The following is a 1,616-nucleotide window of genomic DNA, read 5'->3' as shown; positions in this document are numbered from 1 at the left end:
AATGATACGCAATACAACATTAAAAAAAGTCTCACCAGTGGTGACGTCCTTCATGCCGATCAAGGCCGCGATGTCACCAGCGCGTACTTCCTTGATTTCTTCACGGGCGTTTGCGTGCATTTGCACCATACGACCCACGCGCTCTTTCTTGCCTTTAACCGAGTTGATCACGCCGTCGCCGGAGGCCAACACGCCCGAGTAAACTCGAACGAAGGTCAAGGTACCCACGAATGGGTCAGTGGCAATTTTGAATGCCAGAGCGGAGAACGGTTCGTTGTCGTCTGCATGACGCTCCAGATCGATAGTCTCGTCATCCGGGTCAGTACCCTTGATGGCAGGAATATCAACAGGCGCAGGCAGGTAGTCGATAACGGCGTCGAGAACCAGGGGAACACCCTTGTTCTTGAAGGAAGAACCGCAAACAGCCAGAACGATCTCACCAGCGATAGTACGCTGACGCAGAGCGGCCTTGATTTCCGCGTTGGTGAGTTCTTCACCTTCGAGGTACTTGTTCATCAGCTCTTCGCTGGCTTCGGCCGCAGCCTCAACCATGTTGCCGCGCCATTCGTCAGCCAGTTCCTGCAGTTCAGCAGGGATAGGCTTGCGAACTGGAACCATGCCTTTGTCGGAGTCATTCCAGTAAACAGCTTCCATGGCCATCAGATCGATCTGACCCTGGAAGTTGTCTTCGGAACCGATAGCCAACTGGATTGGCACCGGAGTGTGACCCAGACGCTGCTTGATCTGACCGATCACGCGCAGGAAGTTCGCACCAGCACGGTCCATCTTGTTTACGTAAACAAGACGTGGAACGCCGTACTTGTTGGCTTGACGCCATACGGTTTCCGACTGAGGCTCAACACCCGAGGTGCCGCAGAACACAACGACCGCGCCGTCGAGAACACGCAGGGAACGTTCAACTTCAATAGTGAAGTCAACGTGACCCGGGGTGTCGATGACGTTGAAGCGATACTGATCTTTGTGCTGCTTCTCGGAACCCTGCCAGAAGGCGGTAATGGCAGCAGAAGTAATGGTAATACCACGCTCCTGCTCCTGCACCATCCAGTCGGTGGTCGCGGCGCCGTCATGCACCTCGCCCATTTTGTGACTTTTGCCAGTGTAAAAAAGGACGCGCTCGGTGGTGGTGGTTTTACCAGCATCCACGTGAGCAACGATACCGATGTTACGGTAGCGATTAATCGCTGTTGTACGAGCCATAAAGCCCTCGCAAAATTAGTGACGCTAAAATTAGAAGCGGTAGTGCGAGAAAGCCTTGTTGGCTTCAGCCATACGGTGCACGTCTTCACGCTTCTTAACTGCAGCACCTTTACCTTCGGCAGCGTCCAACAGTTCGCCAGCCAAACGCAGAGCCATAGACTTCTCGCCGCGCTTACGGGCGAAGTCTACCAACCAGCGCATTGCCAGAGCGTTACGACGGGACGGACGAACTTCGACCGGAACCTGGTAAGTAGCACCGCCTACACGGCGCGACTTTACTTCGACCAGCGGAGCGATGGCGTCGAGAGCTTTCTCGAAGATTTCCAGGGGATCGCTGTTCTTGCGTTCTGTAACCTTTTCCAGCGCGCCCTAAGCGATACGCGCGGCGCCGGCTGTCT

General features: G+C 54.8%; 1 protein-coding gene and 1 pseudogene. Both read right to left on the bottom strand.

The features are described from left to right. Positions 1-1,218 (bottom strand): elongation factor G (locus ACIQV9_RS28900; protein ID WP_403108662.1); only part of this gene is annotated, 1,218 nt, incomplete at its 3' end. 30 nt (positions 1,219-1,248) lie between these two features. Beyond that, positions 1,249-1,587 (bottom strand): annotated as a pseudogene (rpsG, locus tag ACIQV9_RS28895) (30S ribosomal protein S7); the annotation flags it as partial. Positions 1,588-1,616: the final 29 nt, after the last annotated feature.

This window comes from Pseudomonas sp. NPDC099000, assembly GCF_044759925.1.
In the GTDB taxonomy this organism is placed as follows: Bacteria; Pseudomonadota; Gammaproteobacteria; order Pseudomonadales; family Pseudomonadaceae; genus Aquipseudomonas.
This window is presented reverse-complemented; position numbering and strand designations above follow the sequence as displayed.